Origin of the sequence: Bradyrhizobium sp. SYSU BS000235, from assembly GCF_049747295.1 — a bacterium.
In the GTDB taxonomy this organism is placed as follows: domain Bacteria; phylum Pseudomonadota; class Alphaproteobacteria; order Rhizobiales; family Xanthobacteraceae; genus Afipia.
This window is the reverse complement of sequence record NZ_JBMHJM010000001.1, coordinates 813,531-831,654: the sequence shown is the minus strand read 5'-3', so window position 1 is coordinate 831,654 and position 18,124 is coordinate 813,531. Positions and strand designations below refer to the sequence as shown.

The window sequence follows — 18,124 nt, the reverse complement described above, 5'->3', positions numbered from 1 at the left end:
CGAATGGGGCCAGCGTTGCTGTGCACTGGGAGCCAAGTGGCGTGACTTTTGCTTTTTCAGCCGTAGAGTGCGGAAGAGGGACGGTTTCGGCCTGTTCGTGAGGGATGTGCGGAGCTTATTCATGGCGCCTCCAAGAGAGACGATTGAAGTGACACCGGCCGAGGGAAGGCCGGTTGTATCAGGTATAAGCGATGCCTTGTTCTGGGGATCCCTGTTCCAGGGGTTGGACCGTCGCGGTCCGTTTTTGCAGTTACAAATTCGCCAGTTGATCTGCTCCGCCATCGAGGAGGGCCGGCTGTCGCTTGGCGTTCGAATGCCGTCAAGCCGCGAACTGGCGACACTTTTGAAGGTGTCGCGCAATACCGTCGTGATTGCCTATGAGCAACTGGTCGACCAGAACTTCCTGGTGTCCCGCGAACGCAGCGGCTTCTATGTGGCGGGTTTGCCTAAACATCTTGGCGCGCAGCCGGACGCCGTTCGCACAGCGGCCGATGATTGCGGCGCGGCACGTTGGATGGAACGTTTTGCGGTGAGGCCGTCAGCTAACCGCAATATCATCAAGCCGCTTAATTGGCAGGACTATCCGTATCCGTTCATCTTCGGTCAGTTTGATCCCACCCTGTTCCCGACCAACGACTGGCGTGAAAGCGCGCGGGCCGCGCTGAGCGTTCCAGAGATTAACAATTGGGCACGTGATCTTATCGACGAGGACGATCCGGCATTGATCGAGCAGCTTCGGCTGCAGGTTTTGCCCCGCCGCGGTATTCGTGCGCGGTCCGACGAGATCATGATGACGATTGGCGCGCAGCATGCGCTCTATCTGATCGCACGGCTGTTCACCAAACCGGAGACCCGGGTGGGCATGGAAGATCCTGGCTATCCCGATGCGCGGAACATCTTTGGCATGCTTACGGATAAGATCGTGCCTCTCGCTGTCGATGGCGATGGCATGGTGCCCGATGCGAGTTTCGAAAGCTGCAACATCGCTTATGTCACAGCCGGTCATCAGTGTCCGACCACTGCTGTCATGCCGCAGACGCGCCGAATGGAACTTCTGCGCAAGGCGCAGGAACGGGACATCGTACTGATCGAGGATGACTATGAGAGCGAGCTGATCTCCGAGGGAGCATCGCTGCCGCCTCTGATGAGTCTCGATCGCAATGATCGTGTACTCTATGTCGGCAGCCTTTCAAAGGCGCTCGCTCCTGGATTGCGGCTTGGATATGTCGTGGCGCCGGCGCCGGTGATCCGCGAGTTGAGAGCCCTCCGGCGGCTGATGCTGCGGCATCCGCCGCTGAACAACCAGCGCGTGGCGGCGCTGTTTATCGGCCTCGGTCATTACCGTTCGCATCTGCAGCGTGTCTCGCGCGTCCTGTTGGAGCGAGCCCGCATTCTCGACCAGTTGCTGCCTCAGTATTTTAACGACTGCAGTTTCGTGCGCGGCGTCGGCAGCACCAGTTATTGGGTCACCTGTCCGCCTGGATGCGACGCCACCGAACTGGCGACAGCGGCGCTCGCTGAGGGTGTGGTGATTGAGCCGGGCGACGTCTTTTCGATGACCAAGGGCACTCATGCGCGCTGTTTCCGTCTCGGCTTCTCCTCGATCCGCAACGACCGGATCAATGTAGGGATCGAACGGTTGGGGCGCTTGATCGCATCGATGAGTTAAAGCGATTCAGATAAGTTCGCTGGAATTTCACTTAGATCACAGCGCGACCTATTATTAAGTGATCCGCCCGGTGTGGTGGTTCAGACGTTCGCTACGAAGTGTGCCGCGCTACGGGGCGAATTTCGGATTCGGGACACTGGATCGCCTACGTCATCCGACGCCTTCTGGCCGGGTGGTTCGCCCAAACTGGCCCTAATCGCACAGCTCTCTCGCTGGCACTTTCATGATCAACATTGGCGCATTGTGCCAATTTTTGCGTCAACGATCGAGAGAGCCTTGCCATGCCCGAGCAGCAGACCAAACGCCAACAGCTTCTTGTGACGCTGTTCGAGGCGTTCAATCGCCACGATGCGAATGGCGTGATGGCCTGCATGACCGATGGCATCATCTTTGATGCAGCAGGGGGGCCCGAGATGTTCGGTCGCCGCATCGTCGGCACCGCAGAAGTCAAGGCAGCCTTTGAAAAGGTCTGGACCGACATGCCCGACGTCAGTTGGACCTGCACCGCGCATCATGTGTTCGGCGATCGTGGGCTGTCGGAATGGATCTTCCGTGGCACCACGGCAAGCGGCACACGTATTGAAGCCGAGGGCTGCGACCTTTTCACGTTCTCGGGCGACAAGCTCTCGCGCAAAAGCGCATTTCGCAAGGACCGTCCGCCATTGCCGGCAAGTGCGGCAAGGGCTGCCTCATGATTGAGGCTCCCCGCATGACGATCGCGCCTTACGATCAACATTACGATCCTTTGGTTTCGCCAGGTCCCGGTACCAACCGCGAATACGCGCCGACCTATTGGGCCGCGACAGCAGGTGCGCCGCCGCAGGATGACGGTCCGATCACCGGTGATATCGATGTTGATGTCGCGATCATCGGGTCGGGCTATACGGGGCTGGCTTGCGCGATTTTTCTCGCGCGCGAATTCGGAATCAAAGCTGTCGTGCTGGAGGCCAATCGCGTTGCCTGGGGCTGCAGCACGCGCAACGGCGGGCAGGGGCAGAACGCTGCCGGCCGGCTGTCGCGCTCGCAATGGATCGCGCGCTGGGGCCGCGATGTCGCGCTGCGCCTGCATGCTGAAATTCAGGATGGCTTCGAGACCTTCGAGGACCTGATCCGCACCGGCAATATCGATTGCGAACCGCAGCGCGGTGGGCATCTCTATATCGCGCATCGCCAGCGGATGTTGGAGAAGATCGCGGCGGAATCGAAAGTGCAGAACGAGGTCTTCGGCTACAAGACGCGTGTTCTATCCGCAGAGGAAGTGCGCCGCGATTATGTGAGAGATGAGGAGACCGTGGGAGCCGTGCATGAGCCGCTCGGCACCGGAGTGCATCCGGCGAAGCTCGCCTTCGGCTATATGCGCATGGCACGTGAACTCGGCGCCAAGGTGCATCCGGGAAGCCCGGTGCTGGAGATCACGACGCGAGGCGGCGTACACCATCTGCGCACACCCGGTGGCACGGTTCGTGCTCGCGCTGTCGGCATTGCCACCGGCGCCTACACATCGCTCGGCCTCACGCCGGTTTTGAACGGCCGTTGTATGCCGATCCTGTCCAATTCAGTGGTGACACGCCCGCTGACCGACGCCGAACTCGACGCGACCGGCTTCCGCACCACGCAGGTCATCACGGATACCCGTACGCTCCGTTTCTATTATCGGCTCTTGCCGGATAAACGCGTGCAGATCGGGAGCCGCAGCGCCATCACCGGTGCAGACGCCGCGCATCCGCGCCACTTGCAGCTCCTGATTGAAGGCCTGCATCGCAAGTTCCCGGCGCTCAAGGGAATCCAGATCGACTATTCATGGTGGGGCTGGGTTGATGTCAGTCATGACATGATGCCGCGCATTTTTCGGCCGGATCCGACGCAGACCCTGTTTTATGCACTTGGGTACGGCGGCAATGGCGTGTCCTATTCGGCGCAGGCCGGTCGGCGTATGGCGGAGATGATCGGTGGCCGGAACTTCAAGGGACAGGATCTGCCGATCTTCACCTCGCCGTTGCCGACCCATCCTTTCGCACCGTTCCGACGTATCGGACAGCGTATGCTGTATCGGCTATATCAGGCGCGTGACGAGGCGGCGTAACTCGGCCACGGGCCGACCTATCATTCGCCTCATCTCCCGATGATCGACGGGTAAACAGATCAAGGTTCGCTTCTGCGCCCAGCGGACATCGCTGGTTGTCGCAACAACGTGCTCGGCGTCATGTCACGCATCGGCGCAGCGAACAGCAACTCACACCGCTCTCCACCTCTCATATTGAGACCAACCGCCCACGGCTCTGTCTGGAGGCTGGCGGTGTTGGCCCCTGCGCGGCGCCGAGCGGGGTTGACGGCTGCATGGCAGTTTTGCGTAAAATGCGCAGTAATTCCTTGAAATCCGCACAAAATATTCATAAAAGGCCGCGCTTGCGCACGATTTCGAGCCGAATTCGAACCAAAATTGCGCAATTTGATCAAGTATGCGCAGTGCGCGGGAGAAACGAAAATGCAGCTTCCAATCAAACGAGCGATCGAAAAGGTGCCGGGCGGGATGATGGTGGTCCCGCTGCTGGCCGGTGCGCTCATCGCGACTTTCTTCCCGGGCACCCCAAAGTTCTTTGGTTCCTTCACCGGCGCGCTGTTCTCCGGCGCATTGACGATCCTCGCTGTGTTCTACGTCTGCATGGGCGCGAGCATCGACTTTCGTGCGACCCCTTACATCGTGAAGAAGGGCGGCACGCTGCTGATCGTGAAGGTCGGCGTCGCCGTCATTATCGGCCTCATCTTCGGGCGCATCCTGGGTGAAGCGCCGGTGGCAGCCGGCATGTTCGCCGGTGTGTCGACGCTGGCGGTCGTCGCGGCGATGAACGACACCAACGGCGGTCTTTATATGGCGCTGATGGGGCAGTACGGACGTCCGCGTGATGTCGGTGCGTACACCATCATGTCGCTGGAGAGCGGGCCGTTTCTTACGATGATCACGCTCGGCGTCGCCGGCCTCTCGGCATTTCCATGGCAGACGCTCGTGGGCGCGATCTTGCCGCTGGTGGTCGGTATGATCATCGGCAATCTCGACCGCGAGATGCGCGATTTCCTCAGCCGCGCCGTGCCGGTGATGATCCCGTTCTTCGCCTTCGCCCTCGGTGCGGGTCTCGATCTGTCGAAGGTCTGGCAGGCTGGTTTGCTCGGCCTGGGCATGGGCGTTGCCGTGGTGATCGTCACCGGCATTCCGCTGTTCCTTGCCGATCGTCTGACCGGCGGCAACGGTGTTGCGGGCGTCGCAGCGGCCTCGACCGCCGGCAACGCGGCGGCCGTCCCCGCGATTATCGCTGCAGCCAACCCGGCCTACGCGGACGCCGCACGTCCCGCGACCATTCTCGTTGCGGCCTGCGTTGTCGTCACCGCGATCCTGACGCCGATCGTCACCGCGTGGGTGGCGCGTGTTGTCGGCCGCGATGTCGAGCCGGAAGCCGAGAGCGCGACGGACGCTGCGACCCTGACGCCTGCGACGCGCGCGGCGGGTCACTGAACGTGACGCGGGACTGGCTGATCCTCGCAGACGATCTGACCGGCGCCGCGGACTGTGCCATCGCCTTCGGTCGAAGGGGACGCACGGCCGCGGTGACATGGGGTGAGGTCGCCGATGCCTCGGATCACCAGCTGCCTGTGCTGGCCTATGATGCAGCGAGCCGGGGCCTTTCGGCCGCGGCCGCTGCGGCGTGCCACGCTTATCTCCTGGCGCGGCTGTCTGGCGAACGCATTCTGTTCAAGAAGATCGACTCGACACTGCGCGGGCAGCCCGCGGCGGAGACCACGGCCGCGCTGGCGCATCTCAAGTCGCGCTTCGGCGCGGCATTCGGCGTGTTCGCGCCGGCCTTTCCAGCCACCGGCCGCACCACCATCGACGGGCGCATCTTCGTCAATGGCCGCCCACTTGAAGAGGCTGAAGTCTGGCGGCGCGACCACACTTATCCGAGTGCCGATCTTGTCGATGTGCTCGCAACCGCGGGCGTTCGCGGCGAGAAGATTGCGCTCGCCACCGTGCGCGGTGGTGATCTGAAAGCCATTTTTGCAAGGCTCGCGAGCGAGGGCGACGTGGTCGCGGCGTGTGACGCCGAGACGGACCATGATCTGCATCTGATCGCGGAGGCGAGCCTGCCCGCGTCGCCCGCAACGTTCTTCATCGGCAGCGCCGGTTTCGCGCATGCGCTGGCAGGTTTGGACGCCGGCGATGCCGCTGAGCCGCTGCGGATACCAGCGCGAACATCCGGCACGCTGATCGTGGTGGGTTCGCTTGCCGGTGCCTCGCGCGCCGCGGCACGCAAGCTGCAGGAAACCGGGACTGTGATGCATTTTCCCGTCGATCCGGAGTTGCTGCTCAATAATAATGATGCTGGCCGTGCAGCGCTCGCAGCGGATGTGATGAAACGGATTGCTAACGGCGGCGATGCTTTGGTGGAGATCATGATGGATGATCATCCCGACCTGTCGCTCGGTCCGAAACTCGCGCAGGGGCTCGCCGAGACGCTTGCAACCGTCGCGCCTGCGATCGGCGCCTTTGCCGCAACCGGCGGCGAAACTGCTGCAGCGCTGTTGTCGCGCTTCGGCGTCAACGGTATCCGTCTTGCCGACGAGATCGAGCCGGGTGTGTCCCTCGGTCTTACCCTTGGCCAATTATCGATTCCGATCGCCACCAAGGCGGGGGCGTTCGGGGATGAGCACAGCCTCATCCGCATCAGTGAGCGTCTTCGCGCCGTCCGAACCAAAGGAAGCTTTGCATGACCCGTCCGACCATTGCGATCACCATGGGAGATCCGGCCGGAATCGGGCCTGAAGTGATCATGAAAGCGCTGGCGCAGCCCGAAGTGCAGGCGATCTGCAGTCCGCTGGTGATTGGCGATGCCAACCGTCTTCGCAAGGCCGGCAAGATCGTCGGCGTGTCGCTTGATGTCGATGCGCTGGATGATGCGAAGGACGCGAATTTCGCCTCGAAGGCCGTGCAATGTTTAGATCTGAAGCTGGTGCCGGACGATCTGCCGTTCGGCAAGGTGTCGCCGACCGCGGGCGAGGCTGCCTATCGCTACATCGAGAAGGCCGTGCAGGTTGTGCAGTCGGGACTGGCCCAGGGCATCTGTACTGCGCCGCTGTCCAAGGAAGCGCTGCATGCGGCCGGTCACAAATATCCCGGCCATACCGAATTGCTGGCGCATCTGACCGGCACGCCGGAGGTGTCGATGATGCTGGTGTCACCTAAGCTGCGCGTCATCCACGTCACCACGCATATTGGTCTTCTGGATGCGATCGAGAAAATCGAGCCTGGCCTTGTCGAGCGTGTCATCGCACGCGGGCACGAGGTGCTGGTGCGCGCCGGCATCGCCAATCCGAAGATCGGCGTTTGCGCTATCAATCCGCATGCCGGCGAGAATGGCCTGTTCGGCCGCGGCGAGGAAGCCGCGAAGATTACGCCGGCGGTGGAGGCCTGTCAGCGCAAGGGCTGGGATGTGCGCGGTCCCTTGCCAGCCGACACGCTGTTCTTCCTGGCCGGTCGCGGCGATTACGACATGGTGGTCGCGATGTATCATGATCAAGGCCATGGCCCTATCAAGGTGCTCGGTCTGGAGGCCGGCGTGAACATCACCGTTGGTCTGCCGGTGATCCGCACCTCGGTCGACCACGGCACCGCCTTCGACATCGCCGGCAAGGGCATCGCCGACGAGCGCAGCCTGATCGAGGCCCTGCGGCAGGCGGTCGATCTCGCCCCCAAAAAAGCGGCCTGAGAGGGTGAGTCCGACCCGATAGGGCCCGGGCCGCGAATCCGATACAGTCGAACCCGGTCGCGGGGTTGAAGTTCAATGTCGATGCGCAGCAAGGAGCGTCATGCTCGCCTGTTGGAAGCGCTGAACGCGGGCGAGATCGATGTCGATGATCTCGCGCGGCGCTTTCGTGTGTCCGCCTCCACTGTGCGGCGTGACCTGCAGCATCTCTCCAAGAACAATGCCCTGCGCCGCACCTATGGCGGCGCCATTCTCACCGGCCATGTTGCGGAAGCAACGCTCGAGCAGCGCCTCGCGGTGCAGGGCAAGCAGAAACAGGCGATTGCACATGCGGCGATAGATCTGATCGAAGACGGCGACACGCTGATCCTCGATGCCGGCTCGACGGTGGCTGCCTTCGGGCGATTGTTGCAGCAGCGGCGGCTGCGCATCATCACCAACAATCTCGCGCTGCTGCCGTTTCTCGCCAAGGCTTCCACCATCGAACTTGTGGTGCTCGGTGGGGCATTGCGTGCCACCAGCATGAGCACCATGGGGCCGCTCGCCCAGGACGCATTGCGACGCATGACCGTCGACCGCGCCATCATGAGCGCCGACGGCGTGGTGAAGGACCGCGGTCTGTGTGAGGCAGACCTCGATCAGGTCGCGTTGAAGTCGCTGATGATGCAGCAGGCGAAAGAGGTCATCGTGCTGGCAGACGCCAGCAAGCTTGGTCGCGCGGAACAGACCGCCTGGGCACCGCTGCCGCCGCGCTGGACACTGGTGACCGATGTCGGCGCATCGCTGGAGCAGTGCAATCGCCTTGCGGAGGCCGGCGCGCGTGTGATCGTTGCCGGTGGGCGGTGAGCGGGCGGCTACTTCCTCTTGGAAAAGCGCTGGCCTGCAGCTTTTCTCCGGTCACTGGCATCCAGAATTTCTTGCGCCGCAGTTGCCTTGATCGTTGAGTCGGCAAACCCCGAGCCCGCCGTAACGAAGATTATCGCATAGACCCACCACGGGAGCATGTGCACGAACCAAAAGAACACTGCGGTCAATATGCCGCTGAGGACAAACGACCATAAAGTCATTGATGTAGAACGGTTCGTCGTGCTGCCGTTTGAAATTTGGCGTACCATTCGTGCGGTCAGCGATCCATGGCAGGCCATCGTGTTCTGGAGAATTTCCAGAGCATTACGATGTTCACCGCCGGGATGATGCTGAGGACCGACCACCAGCCGCCAAAGCCCGCCCAGTTCTGAATTCGAACCAGCGCAATGAAAAAAGCCGCGATCATCGCGACGTAAACAAGAACGAGCAGCCAGTGTGTTGTTGAAACAGAGCCCATTTGATTGCCTTCAGCGGTGTCGAATTTCGGATTAGTGCTGCCCTATCTGGCAGCCTTGACGCTCAATATGAGTATTGTGTCCGTCTCGAACTTGATGTCCGCTTCTTCGATGGGGCCGGAGACGTTTTCCATCGCTCGGCATGTCCCGCATTGGAAAAATTCGGAGACATGGCCCTCGTTGTCCGTGAGGAGTATTTGCCGGCCATTTTCTGCTGGGCGATATGTGGCGACAAAGCTCCCGCCGACAAAGCTGTCTGCCTCCTTCACATATTTCATGCGGTAGATGCAGCCACTGGACCCGCATAATTTCTCTATGCCGCCTTTTTCCATGGGCCCCGTGATGGCGCGCAGCTCTCTGGAAAGGCATGCCCGGTAGGCCGCATTGTTGTCTGTTGTCGCGTCGCATCTATCTTCGAGCGGGCCCGCGTGCGATAGCTGCGGTGAGATCGCCGCAACGGTTACCAATATGGCCGCAGACAGCGATTGCCATGTCTTAGGCATGCAACAAGCCCTCGATCGATTTCACGTCAAACGATCTACCCTGCTGCTTCATTCGTCGTCCGAGAAATTTCTCCAGTTCTCGAACGGACTTCAATGTCTGCAAGCCATCCTCCGTGCGAACGACGACATGTCCGTTTGGGCGAATGTCGAATTTGACGTCTTCGAACGAATGCCAGGAGGTGACGTCGACAAGAAGGGCCCTGGTGGCGGCGCCCAGCGCCGATGCCTGTTGATAGAATCCAGAAAGAAGAATGATTTGGACAATCAGAAGCATCAAAATGATCGTCGAATGCTGGCCGATGATGTGATCAAGCGCTTCGCTGATCGATTGTAGTTTGAGTGACAGACCGCTGGTATCGCTCATGTGGCCAAATCGCTTCCGGCTGCGTGATGCGTGGATAGGGCCGCAAGTCACGGCCCCATCCACGCCCGAGTATCTGGGCTGCTGAGTGCCGGAGGCACTAAGGTTATGCTGTCCGAACTAGCAGCCGGGCAGGCATTCATTGAGTTCCTGGACGCAGACGTTGTTGTTGTGCCGCCCCCGGCCTTCGCGGCAAATGTTGTACGAGACTTTGCAATTCATCACACAGCGGTCGCGGTAGTTGGACTGGACGCGTTTGAGAAAGAGCGATGGCTGGTTAGTGGAGGGCACGGGTGCCACAGAGCTGAAGGCTATGGCCATCGGTTGAAGCGCGACATCCGACGCAAAAGTCGGCACCGTTGTCGTCATCAATATTAGTGCTGCGGTCAATTTCAGGTACGTCGTCGCGCTCTTCATGGATCCTCCGCATTCCTCGTCAGCTCAACCGGCTGCTTCGGAAAGGTAGCATCGTCCGGAAAGCCGGAAATCACCCAATTGGGTTGACCGGGACGGATATATCGAGAGCGTAGGGAGGCGCGGAAATCGGCACCTCATGTCGCGCGGATCGCCCTCATCAGGTCCAGCTCTGCATTGCTTCAAGCAATCACGGGTGGGACGGGGAAGGACCGGGGCCTGTGCGAAGCGGATCTCGATCAGGTCGCGTTGAAATCGCTGATGATGCAGCAATCGAAGGAAGTCATCGTACTGGCCGACGCCAGCAAGCTCGGTCGCGCCGAGCAAACTGCGTGGGTGTCGTTGTCGCCGCGCTGGACGTTGATGACCGATGTCGGCGCATCCCTGGAGCAGTGCAACCGTCTTGCGGAAGCAGGCGCGCGTGTGATTGTTGCCGGTGGGCGGTGAGCCCGGTTTTTGACATGCTATGAATTGCGCGCCAAAGACAACCATTGAGAAGCAAGGCCGGCGAACGTCATGAATTTCTTCGAACGTCTAAAGACAGAAGCATCCGCCGAGTGGAAGGCATACACCGAGCATCCCTTCACGAATGGCTTGGCGGACGGTTCACTCGCTGAGCCTGCGTTTCGTCACTACCTCGTTCAGGACTACCTGTTCCTCATCGAGTTTGCGCGCGCCTATGCGCTCGCCGTCTACAAGTCGCCGAAGCTCGCGGACATGCGCGAAGCGGCGGCCGGCCTCTCGGCCATTCTGGACGTTGAGATGGATCTGCATGTGAAGCTTTGCGCAAGCTGGGGCCTGTCGCCCGGCGACCTTGAGCAAACCGCTCCGGCGGTCGAGACGTTGGCCTATACGCGCTACGTGCTCGACACCGGCATGCGTGGTGATCTGCTGGCGCTCAAGGTGGCGTTGGCCCCTTGCGTTATCGGCTACGCGGACATCGCGACGCGGCTCGCGTCGCTGCCCGGCGCGGACGTTTCGACGAATCCATACCGTGTCTGGATCGCCGAGTATGCCGGGGCACCGTATCAGGAGGTCGCAGCGCGCGCGCGGGCGCACCTCAATAGCCTCGCCGATCTCTACGCCACGCCGGCCCGCGAGGCGGAGTTGATCGCGATATTCAAGGAAGCCACGCGGCTTGAAGCCGACTTCTGGGACATGGGCTGGCGCGAGGGCGGTCGATAAGCCGGATTGACAGCGTGGATTGAGTGGCGTCGTCCAGCCCTGTAGAATCGACATCGTGGCTTTGAAGCACCGTGGAGAGCGACATGACCGTTGCGACGACTCTTGCGACCGATGTGCGTGATCTTCTCCATGATCTCGGCGTTCCGCGCGATCGCTTTAGCCAAGGTTCGCGCGTGGTGCGCTCGCCATTGACCGGCGAGATCGTTGCTCATGTGCAGGATGCCGGCCGCGCGGATGTGGAGAAGGCGGTTACGCAGGCGAAGACCGCGTTCCTGGAATGGCGAAGCGTTCCTGCGCCAAAGCGCGGCGAGCTCGTTCGCGTTCTCGGCGAGGAACTGCGCCGCGCGAAGACCTCGCTCGGTCGCCTGGTCACGATCGAGGCCGGAAAGATTCCATCGGAAGGTGAGGGCGAGGTGCAGGAGATGATCGATATCTGTGATTTCGCAGTTGGTCTCTCCCGTCAACTCTACGGCCTCACCATCGCCAGCGAGCGGCCCAACCACCGGATGATGGAGCAATGGCATCCGCTGGGGCCTGTAGGGGTCATCACCTCTTTCAACTTCCCGGTGGCGGTGTGGTCTTGGAATGCGGCGCTGGCTTTCGTTTGCGGCAATCCGGTGATCTGGAAGCCGTCGGAGAAGACGCCGCTGACGGCGCTCGCCGTGCAAGTGCTGTTCGAGCGTGCGGCGGCGAAAGTTGGCCGGGTACCGCACGGCCTCTCCACCGTGTTGATCGGCGACCGTGATGTCGGCGAGGTGCTGGTCGATGATCCGCGCGTTCCATTGGTGTCAGCGACCGGCTCCACCGCGATGGGCCGGATGGTCGGGCCGCGGCTCGCTCAACGCTTTGCGCGATCTATCCTGGAGCTTGGCGGCAACAACGCATCGATCGTTTGTCCTTCCGCGGATCTCGATCTCGCCCTTCGCGCCATTTCCTTTGCCGCCATTGGCACCGCGGGGCAGCGTTGCACGTCGCTGCGCAGATTGTTCATTCATGACACCGTCTATGATGAACTTGTCGTCCGACTGCAGCAGGTCTACGGGTCGGTCCGGATCGGAAATCCGCTTGCGAACGACGGCGTGCTCGCCGGTCCTCTCATTGACGGGGATGCATTCGAGAGGATGCAGAACGTTCTTCTGGAAGCGCAGAAGCTCGGTGGAGAGGTTTACGGTGGCGAGCGCGTCGATGACGACAAATACCCGTCAGCGTATTATGTCAGGCCCGCCCTGGTCGAAATGCCGGCGCAGATCGGCCCCATGCTGCGCGAGACCTTCGCCCCCATTCTCTATGTCATGAAATATTCGGACTTCGATGTGGCGCTGGCGTTGCATAATGATGTGCCGCAGGGACTTTCATCGTCGATCTTCTCGAATGATGTCCGCGAAGTGGAAAAGTTCCTGTCCGTATCGGGCTCCGACTGCGGCATCGCCAATGCCAATATCGGCCCGTCCGGCGCCGAGATCGGCGGCGCATTCGGCGGCGAAAAGGAAACCGGTGGCGGGCGCGAGGCAGGATCAGACGCGTGGAAAGCGTATATGCGCCGCGTCACCAGCACCATCAACTTCGGCCATGAACTTCCGCTCGCCCAGGGCGTCAGGTTCGACGTCGGCTGACCACGCGAGCCCTGTTACCTTGAGAGGTTTTGGAAGGTTCGACAGCTTCCAAAGAAGTGGCCATGAGCACGGGAGTAAAGCAACTTGCGTTTGCTCCCGCGCAAGAGGCGTCTAGCTCGCCGGCGCGAGTTTGTCCTGCGTCTTCGTCTCGAAATCGCTGGCCTCGTGGCGCTCATGCAGCTGGCTCGAAGGCTCGCCCGCGAGGCGGTTGACCATGCGTCCTCGCTGAGCCGCCGGGCGTTTTCCGACCATGTCGGCCCAACGCCGAACGTGTTTGTAGTCCTGCACCTGGAGGAATTCGGCCGAACCGTAGAGCAATCCCTTGGCCAGCGCGCCGTACCATGGCCAGATCGCGATGTCCGCGATGGTGTAAGTGTTGCCTGCGATGTATTCGTTGTTCGCGAGCTGCTTGTCGAGGACATCGAGTTGCCGCTTCGTCTCCATCGCAAAGCGATCAATGGCATATTCGATCTTGGTCGGCGCATAGGCATAGAAGTGGCCGAAGCCGCCGCCGAGATAGGGCGCGCTTCCCATCTGCCAGAACAGCCAGGAGAGGCACTCGGCGCGCGCACTGACCTCGGTCGGCAGGAACGCGTTGCCGAATTTTTCCGCGAGATACATCAGAATTGAGCCGGATTCGAAAACTCTGATCGGCTTTGGGCCGCTGCGGTCCAAAAGGGCAGGAATCTTGGAATTCGGATTGATATCGACAAATCCGCTGCCGAACTGGTCGCCGCTTCCAATCCGGATCAGCCAGGCGTCGTATTCCGCACCGGTGTGGCCGAGCGCCAGCAGTTCCTCCAGCATGACCGTGACTTTGACGCCATTTGGCGTGCCTTGAGAATACAGCTGGAGCGGATGGCGGCCGACCGGCAGTTCCTTCTCGTGGGTGGCGCCGGAGATCGGCCGATTGATGTTTGCGAATTTGCCACCGTTCTCCCTGTCCCATGTCCAGACGGTTGGTGGGGTGTAAGTGGTCGAGTCGGTCATTCCGTCGCTCCCGGCGTCAGCGAATTAAGGAAAAAAGGGATGTGCCTTATACGTGAATACGTTGGTTTGCGTGGACCGTAGATCGTATTGCCATGCGGGTCATCCGTATCTGCGGTCATATCTGTAATTCCCGGAGAGGCGAGGCAAGGGGCTGTTCCACCCCCTCGGCCAAAAAAGCCGCTCCTCCCGCGGAAACCCGAACTGGTGGTCATCAAACCGCCTATGGGGAATTGTCTTGAATTGTTCATTGGAGCAATAGCCGGGACATGAAATCAACGCGATCCCGCCAAGGTCATTGAAACCGAGCTGGCCTTTCATATAGACCGTCAGCCGTCGACACGCTTGTCGCTGAAGGATGCCCTGATCGTGCAAAACAATCTCTCCCCGTCGCCCCAGCTCTCGCTTTCCAAGGATAAAATTCGGGTCCTGCTGCTCGAAGGCGTCAATGACAGCGCTGTGCAACTGATCGAGGCGGCCGGCTATTCCAATGTCACGCGTTTGCCGAAGGCGCTCGACGGCGATGCTCTGAAGGAAGCCATCAAGGGCGTGCACCTCTTGGGGATTCGTTCGCGGACCCAGATCACCCCTGATGTGCTCGCCGCCGCGGACCGTCTGATCGCGATCGGCTGCTTCAGCGTCGGGACCAATCAGGTGGATATCGACAGCGCCCGTGGCAACGGAATTCCCGTATTCAACGCACCATTTTCCAATACGCGAAGCGTGGCGGAATTGGTGATCGGCGAGATCATCATGCTGTTTCGCCGGCTCGTGCCACGTTCCAACGCCGCTCACCAAGGCGGATGGGACAAGTCCGCGAAAGACAGCTACGAAGTCCGAGGTAAGACCCTCGGCATCATCGGCTACGGCAATATCGGTTCGCAATTGTCGTACCTCGCCGAAGCGATGGGGATGAGGGTCATCTTCTTCGATCACACCGACAAGCTTCGTCACGGCAACACCGAGCCGTGTGGCAGCCTGCGCGAGCTGTTGGCGCAAAGCGATGTCGTCACTCTGCACGTGCCCGAGACGCCTGCGACCCATGGCATGATCGGTCGAGAGGAGATTCGCGCGATCAAGCCGGGGGCTTATTTCATCAACAACAGCCGCGGGACGGTGGTCGATCTGGAGGCGCTTGCCGAGGCGCTCCGGGAGGGCAGGTTGCGCGGCGCTGCCGTTGACGTTTTCCCGGTCGAACCTGGCTCGAATGCGGAGCGTTTCACCACGCCTCTCCAGGGGCTCGATAACGTCATTCTGACGCCGCATATCGGAGGATCGACCGAGGAGGCGCAGGAACGCATCGGCGCCGAAGTCGCGCGAAAGCTCGTCGACTACAGCGATACGGGGTCGACGATGGGGGCTGTCAGCTTCCCGCAGGTCCAACTCCCGGCGCGCGCGTCGGGGACCCGATTTATTCAGGTTCAGCGCAACGTGCCCGGCATGCTCGGGCGGCTGAATGAAGTCCTCGCCCGCCACGCAGTCAACATCGCGGCCCAGTATTACGAGACGAGCAACGATGTCGGCTATGTGGTTCTCGACGCCGACGCCTCGGCGGCCGACAGCCAGCGTGTGCTTGCCGATATCCGTGCGCTCGAGGGCACCATTCGTGCAAGGCTGCTCTACGAGCACAAGCTCTGAAAAGATTGTTCGCTTCACGATAGATCAGCTAAAACGGGGATGTCGACCGCCGCGAAATCGGCGCTGGCAATAATATGAGCCGGGAACAAACCCGGCTCGATCCGGGCAGGTTTTTTCCATGGACCAGATGACGAATCCTGAGGCGGCTGCTGATGCGCGCGCCCGCGCCAACGTGAAGCGGCTTGCTGTCGCCCAGGCGCTCGGGGGAGCCAATTCGGCGGTGATTTTCGCCACTGGGGCCATCGTCGGTTCAACACTCGCGCCGAGCGCTTCACTCGCGACGGTGCCGCTCTCGGTCTACGTCGTCGGCCTTGCTTCCGGAACATTGCCGACGGGGATGATCGCGCGCTCTTATGGCCGCCGCGTCGCGTTTATGGTCGGCAGCGGAGCGGGAGCACTCTGCGGCTTGCTTGCTGCGATTGCGATCGTCTACGGATCGTTCGCGCTGTTCTGCTGCGCCACGTTCTTCGGCGGCTTCTACGGTGCGGTGACGCAATCCTATCGTTTTGCGGCGGCCGACGGCGCCAGTGCCGCTTACCGGCCGAAAGCCGTGTCGTGGGTGATGGCGGGTGGTGTATTCGCCGGCGTGCTTGGTCCGCAGCTTGTGCAGTGGACCATGGATATGTGGCAGCCCCATTTGTTCGCCTTCAGCTTCGTGGCGCAGACGGTTGTGGCGCTGATTGCGATGGCCTTGTTGTCTACGGTGGACGCGCCAAAGCCTGCCGCTTCTGACCTGCATGGTGGTCGCCCGCTTGGCGAGATCGCGCGGCAACCGCGCTTCATTGCAGCGGCCATTTGCGGCATCGTCTCCTACGCGATGATGAACCTGGTGATGACATCGGCACCGCTCGCCATGAAGATCTGCGGGCTCAGCATCAGCGACTCCAACTTCGGCATTCAATGGCACATCGTGGCGATGTACGGTCCGAGCTTCATCACCGGTACACTGATCGCGCGCTTCGGTGCCCCGGCCGTCGTTGCGGTGGGGCTTGCGCTGGAAGCGGTCGCCGCGATCATCGGAATCTCCGGGATCACGGCGATGCATTTTTGGGTCGGGCTCGTTGTGCTCGGGCTCGGCTGGAATTTCGGCTTTGTCGGTGCGTCGGCGCTGGTGCTGGAGACGCACCGGCCGCAGGAGCGCAACAAGGTGCAGGCCTTCAACGATTTTCTCGTGTTCGGCATGATGGCGATCGGGTCATTCTCGTCAGGGCAGGTGCTTGCCATCTATGGCTGGTCGACGGTCAACATGGTGGTGTTCCCGCCCATTCTGATCGGCCTTGGCGCACTGGTGATGGCCAGCGTCGTGCGTCGGAGGGAACAAGCTATGGCAGGACTCCCTGACTAGTTTTCTGCCCGGGCGACGCGAGTGCGTCGTGGTTAACGTAACGCCGCACAAATTGCGGAGAAGGATTTCCGCTTCCTTCCTCGCGGGGGAGTAAAACTCTCTCCTGGCGCGCTCAGGAGAGGAACAACCTCCTTAATTTTCCCGTGTTATGGACCGCTTCGCGCGCGGGGACTAAATACTCAGCAATTCTTGAGCGTTTTCATTGGATTGGCTGAGGAACGCCCGTCATGCCCACTATCCCGGTTTCCGCAGGTTTCGCGATCGGTCTCGTTTTTGGTGTCGTTGGTTTGCTGAGCGGCTTCTGCCTGTTGAGCAGCCTGCGCGACTGGTGGACGACCAACGACGGGCGCAAGATCCGCAGCTTTTCGGTGGCGCTGGCTGTCGCGCTTATCGGCACTCAGTTCATTGCCGGGGCGGGCCTCGTTGATATTGCCAAGTCTCTCTATCTGCAGCCGACCTTCTCGGCGCCGGTGATGTTTGCCGGTGGTCTGCTGTTCGGTTTCGGCATGGTGCTTTCGAATGGCTGCGCGTCGCGTGCGCTGGTTCTGCTCGGCAAGGGAAACCTTCGCTCGCTGGTTGTGTTCGCGATTATCGGCATTACTGCGCAAATGACGCTGAAGGGCTTGTTGGCGCCAGCACGCCTTGCGGTGATGCAATGGACCCAGATCTCACCGTCTGCCATCTCGGCACCGGCTTTGCTGGCCTCCATGGGTATCGATGAGTCGGTTGCACGTATTGCTGTGACGGCGATTGCCGCTGGCGCCCTGTTGATCTTCGCATTCTCTGACAGCCAGTTCCGAAAGTCATATGGCCAGATCGCGGCGGGTCTCATCGTCGGCCTTCTGGTTGTCGCCGGTTGGATCTCCACGGGTTGGCTCGGTGCTGACGAGTTCAACCCCATTCCGGTCACGTCGCTCACTTTCGTGTCGCCGATCGCTGACAGTGTGCAGTACACCATGCTCTCCACCGGCATGACGCTGAGCTTTGGTATTGCATTGGTGGCGGGTGTGCTCACCGGCAGCCTTGCGACTGCGGTGCTGACCGGACGTTTCAAGCTCGAAGGCTATCATTCGCCGAACCACATGCTGCGCTCGGTCTCAGGCGCGGCGCTGATGGGGATTGGCGGCGCGATGGCGTTTGGCTGTTCCATTGGACAGGGCCTCACCGGCCTGTCCACGCTGGCAATGCCGTCATTCATCGCGGCCGCAGGCATTGTCGTGGGGGCCGCCGTGGGGATCCGCGGCGCTGTTGTTATCCCGGCGCTCGCCACGCGGTAACCATTCGTCCGCCCCGGACGATTTTATAGCCGCACTGCACATAGCTTTGCGGGAATG

18 protein-coding genes are annotated in these 18,124 nt (G+C 61.0%); 13 read left to right on the top strand and 5 right to left on the bottom strand.

The genetic code is table 11. The features are described 5' to 3' along the window. Positions 1–121 precede the first annotated feature (121 nt). From ACP0KA_RS03840 to ACP0KA_RS03810, 7 genes are all read left to right on the top strand, one after another. Complete coding sequence (locus ACP0KA_RS03840) at positions 122–1,669, top strand: PLP-dependent aminotransferase family protein (RefSeq protein WP_424627514.1); 1,548 nt, start codon at positions 122–124, stop codon at positions 1,667–1,669. A 281-nt stretch (positions 1,670–1,950) separates the two neighbouring features. Then, positions 1,951–2,364, top strand: a complete 414-nt coding sequence (locus ACP0KA_RS03835; RefSeq protein ID WP_424627513.1) for a nuclear transport factor 2 family protein — start codon at positions 1,951–1,953, stop codon at positions 2,362–2,364. Continuing rightward, entirely contained in the window at positions 2,361–3,752 is a 1,392-nt protein-coding gene (locus ACP0KA_RS03830) for an NAD(P)/FAD-dependent oxidoreductase (protein ID WP_424627512.1), read from the top strand. Before ACP0KA_RS03835 ends, ACP0KA_RS03830 begins: the two co-directional genes overlap by 4 nt. A gap of 402 nt (positions 3,753–4,154) precedes the next feature. Further along, a complete protein-coding gene (locus ACP0KA_RS03825; protein WP_424627511.1) occupies positions 4,155–5,177 on the top strand; it encodes a 2-keto-3-deoxygluconate permease in 1,023 nt (340 codons plus the stop codon). Positions 5,178–5,179: 2 nt separating this feature from the next. Continuing rightward, a complete protein-coding gene (locus ACP0KA_RS03820) occupies positions 5,180–6,430 on the top strand; it encodes a four-carbon acid sugar kinase family protein (protein WP_424627510.1) in 1,251 nt (416 codons plus the stop codon). Continuing rightward, on the top strand, positions 6,427–7,425 hold the full coding sequence (gene pdxA / locus ACP0KA_RS03815; protein ID WP_424627509.1) for a 4-hydroxythreonine-4-phosphate dehydrogenase PdxA: 999 nt from the start codon (positions 6,427–6,429) through the stop codon (positions 7,423–7,425). The genes ACP0KA_RS03820 and pdxA overlap by 4 nt, the downstream gene beginning before the upstream one ends. Positions 7,426–7,500: 75 nt before the next feature. After that, positions 7,501–8,268, top strand: coding sequence for a DeoR/GlpR family DNA-binding transcription regulator (locus ACP0KA_RS03810; RefSeq protein WP_424627508.1), 768 nt, complete (start codon positions 7,501–7,503; stop codon positions 8,266–8,268). A gap of 277 nt (positions 8,269–8,545) precedes the next feature. Here ACP0KA_RS03810 and ACP0KA_RS03805 read toward each other — a convergent pair whose 3' ends face one another. The 4 genes from ACP0KA_RS03805 to ACP0KA_RS03790 form a co-directional block, all read right to left on the bottom strand. Continuing rightward, positions 8,546–8,746, bottom strand: coding sequence for a hypothetical protein (locus ACP0KA_RS03805; protein ID WP_424627507.1), 201 nt, complete (start codon positions 8,744–8,746; stop codon positions 8,546–8,548). Positions 8,747–8,788: 42 nt separating this feature from the next. After that, positions 8,789–9,247, bottom strand: coding sequence for a hypothetical protein (locus ACP0KA_RS03800; RefSeq protein ID WP_424627506.1), 459 nt, complete (start codon positions 9,245–9,247; stop codon positions 8,789–8,791). After that, complete coding sequence (locus ACP0KA_RS03795) at positions 9,240–9,611, bottom strand: hypothetical protein (protein WP_424627505.1); 372 nt, start codon at positions 9,609–9,611, stop codon at positions 9,240–9,242. Before ACP0KA_RS03795 ends, ACP0KA_RS03800 begins: the two co-directional genes overlap by 8 nt. 117 nt (positions 9,612–9,728) lie before the next feature. Beyond that, positions 9,729–10,025 (bottom strand): hypothetical protein, encoded by a 297-nt coding sequence (locus tag ACP0KA_RS03790; RefSeq protein ID WP_424627504.1) that lies wholly within the window; start codon positions 10,023–10,025, stop codon positions 9,729–9,731. Positions 10,026–10,199: 174 nt separating this feature from the next. Between ACP0KA_RS03790 and ACP0KA_RS03785 the strand changes: the two genes are divergently transcribed. The 3 genes from ACP0KA_RS03785 to ACP0KA_RS03775 all read left to right on the top strand — a co-directional run bounded on the left by ACP0KA_RS03785 (position 10,200) and on the right by ACP0KA_RS03775 (position 12,820). After that, positions 10,200–10,469 carry a hypothetical protein gene (locus ACP0KA_RS03785; RefSeq protein WP_424627503.1) on the top strand — a complete coding sequence of 90 codons (270 nt, stop codon included), beginning with the start codon at positions 10,200–10,202 and terminating at the stop codon, positions 10,467–10,469. A gap of 69 nt (positions 10,470–10,538) precedes the next feature. Further along, on the top strand, positions 10,539–11,207 hold the full coding sequence (gene tenA, locus ACP0KA_RS03780) for a thiaminase II (RefSeq protein WP_424627502.1): 669 nt from the start codon (positions 10,539–10,541) through the stop codon (positions 11,205–11,207). Positions 11,208–11,290: 83 nt separating this feature from the next. Further along, positions 11,291–12,820 (top strand): aldehyde dehydrogenase family protein, encoded by a 1,530-nt coding sequence (locus tag ACP0KA_RS03775; RefSeq protein WP_424627501.1) that lies wholly within the window; start codon positions 11,291–11,293, stop codon positions 12,818–12,820. A 111-nt stretch (positions 12,821–12,931) separates the two neighbouring features. Here the strand turns inward: ACP0KA_RS03775 and yghU are convergent, their stop codons facing one another. Then, positions 12,932–13,810 carry a glutathione-dependent disulfide-bond oxidoreductase gene (gene yghU, locus ACP0KA_RS03770; RefSeq protein ID WP_424627500.1) on the bottom strand — a complete coding sequence of 293 codons (879 nt, stop codon included), beginning with the start codon at positions 13,808–13,810 and terminating at the stop codon, positions 12,932–12,934. A gap of 366 nt (positions 13,811–14,176) precedes the next feature. Here yghU and serA point away from each other — a divergent pair, with 366 nt between their 5' ends. From serA to ACP0KA_RS03755, 3 genes are all read left to right on the top strand, one after another. Continuing rightward, positions 14,177–15,445 carry a phosphoglycerate dehydrogenase gene (gene serA, locus ACP0KA_RS03765; RefSeq protein WP_424627499.1) on the top strand — a complete coding sequence of 423 codons (1,269 nt, stop codon included), beginning with the start codon at positions 14,177–14,179 and terminating at the stop codon, positions 15,443–15,445. 118 nt (positions 15,446–15,563) lie between these two features. After that, positions 15,564–16,790, top strand: a complete 1,227-nt coding sequence (locus ACP0KA_RS03760; protein ID WP_424627498.1) for an MFS transporter — start codon at positions 15,564–15,566, stop codon at positions 16,788–16,790. A gap of 227 nt (positions 16,791–17,017) precedes the next feature. Then, complete coding sequence (locus tag ACP0KA_RS03755) at positions 17,018–18,067, top strand: YeeE/YedE family protein (RefSeq protein WP_424627497.1); 1,050 nt, start codon at positions 17,018–17,020, stop codon at positions 18,065–18,067. The last annotated feature ends 57 nt before the right edge of the window (positions 18,068–18,124 follow it).

Coding starts and splice junctions, on each gene's coding strand:
- ACP0KA_RS03840 (WP_424627514.1), top strand. CDS start 122: ATGGCGCCTCCAAGAGAGACGATTGAAGTGACACCGGCCGAGGGAAGG.
- ACP0KA_RS03835 (WP_424627513.1), top strand. CDS start 1,951: ATGCCCGAGCAGCAGACCAAACGCCAACAGCTTCTTGTGACGCTGTTC.
- ACP0KA_RS03830 (WP_424627512.1), top strand. CDS start 2,361: ATGATTGAGGCTCCCCGCATGACGATCGCGCCTTACGATCAACATTAC.
- ACP0KA_RS03825 (WP_424627511.1), top strand. CDS start 4,155: ATGCAGCTTCCAATCAAACGAGCGATCGAAAAGGTGCCGGGCGGGATG.
- pdxA (WP_424627509.1), top strand. CDS start 6,427: ATGACCCGTCCGACCATTGCGATCACCATGGGAGATCCGGCCGGAATC.
- ACP0KA_RS03810 (WP_424627508.1), top strand. CDS start 7,501: ATGTCGATGCGCAGCAAGGAGCGTCATGCTCGCCTGTTGGAAGCGCTG.
- ACP0KA_RS03805 (WP_424627507.1), bottom strand. CDS start 8,746: ATGGGCTCTGTTTCAACAACACACTGGCTGCTCGTTCTTGTTTACGTC.
- ACP0KA_RS03800 (WP_424627506.1), bottom strand. CDS start 9,247: ATGCCTAAGACATGGCAATCGCTGTCTGCGGCCATATTGGTAACCGTT.
- ACP0KA_RS03795 (WP_424627505.1), bottom strand. CDS start 9,611: ATGAGCGATACCAGCGGTCTGTCACTCAAACTACAATCGATCAGCGAA.
- ACP0KA_RS03790 (WP_424627504.1), bottom strand. CDS start 10,025: ATGAAGAGCGCGACGACGTACCTGAAATTGACCGCAGCACTAATATTG.
- tenA (WP_424627502.1), top strand. CDS start 10,539: ATGAATTTCTTCGAACGTCTAAAGACAGAAGCATCCGCCGAGTGGAAG.
- ACP0KA_RS03775 (WP_424627501.1), top strand. CDS start 11,291: ATGACCGTTGCGACGACTCTTGCGACCGATGTGCGTGATCTTCTCCAT.
- yghU (WP_424627500.1), bottom strand. CDS start 13,810: ATGACCGACTCGACCACTTACACCCCACCAACCGTCTGGACATGGGAC.
- ACP0KA_RS03760 (WP_424627498.1), top strand. CDS start 15,564: ATGGACCAGATGACGAATCCTGAGGCGGCTGCTGATGCGCGCGCCCGC.
- ACP0KA_RS03755 (WP_424627497.1), top strand. CDS start 17,018: ATGCCCACTATCCCGGTTTCCGCAGGTTTCGCGATCGGTCTCGTTTTT.